Annotated in this window: 1 protein-coding gene; it reads left to right on the top strand. The window is 43.9% G+C overall.

Annotated features, from left to right (window positions below; all coding sequences use genetic code 11):
- Window positions 1-220 precede the first annotated feature (220 nt).
- Window positions 221-1,067, top strand: an 847-nt coding sequence (locus LD39_RS18145) for an alcohol dehydrogenase catalytic domain-containing protein (RefSeq protein WP_035551212.1), incomplete at its 3' end; no start/stop codon positions are given.

Genomic DNA, 1,067 nt, shown 5'->3' with positions numbered 1-1,067 from the left:
TCCATTCTTCTTGTTCAATTGCAAAAGGATCGCGGACACGGTTCTGTCCATTATTGTTCATTCTTCACCACCTCTATTGCCAATCATATGTGCACGTGCCTAGAAGTGTGAAAATTGGAATACGAGTGTCAGAAGCTGAATAAGTAATTTCTTTTGAAGTTTAAATGTTCCAAATAAAGGAATTATACTAATATACTAATCACCAAAGGATGTGAGCAGAATGAAAGGCGTAACTTTTCAAGGAAAAGAAAAAATGGCAGTCAAAGAAGTCGAAACCCCTTCAATCCAAGACAATAACGATATGATTGTTAGAATTACAGCAAGCGGCATATGCGGCTCAGATCTGCACCTATATAAAGGTGGAATCGAGCCGAAACAAGACTATGTCGTCGGTCATGAACCGATGGGAATCGTTGAAGACGTTGGTCCTTCTGTTAAAACATTAAAAAAAGGAGATCGTGTTGTTATTCCTTTCAATATCGGATGCGGCGAATGCTTCTTTTGTAAAAACCAGATGGAAAGCCAATGTGATGAATCGAATCCCCATGGCGAAGTCGGAGGTCTGTTCGGATTCACAGAAATTAATGGCGGATATCCCGGTGGCCAGGCGGAATACTTACGTGTCCCTTACGCTGACTTCACTTCTTTCAAAGTTCCTGAATCAAGTGAGTTGGACGACGAGAGTGTCCTCTTCTTATCTGACGTGATCCCGACGGCTTACTGGAGTGTCCAGCATAGCGGAGTGAAAAAAGGAGACACGGTCGTGATCCTAGGAAGTGGTCCAATTGGGCTCATGGCTCAAAAGTTTGCGAAGCTTAAAGGGGCAAGCCGTGTCATCGCCGTTGACCAAGTCGATCACCGTCTTGATCACGCAAAAAGGACAAATCACACAGAAATCTTTAACTTCAAAAAGCATGAAGACATTGGTGCTCTATTACATGAAGAAACGAAAGGCGGTGCTGATGTCGTCATCGACTGTGTCGGCATGGATGGCACCGTTCCTCCTGATGAATCCTTCGGCTCTGACTTTGACAACCAGTTTGGAACGATCAGTCCGATCAAAACCG

It is taken from the genome of Halobacillus sp. BBL2006 (assembly GCF_000786645.1).
Lineage (GTDB): Bacteria > Bacillota > Bacilli > Bacillales > Halobacillaceae > Halobacillus.
Note: the sequence above shows the minus strand (reverse complement) of the source record. Positions and strands in the feature narration are given on the sequence as shown.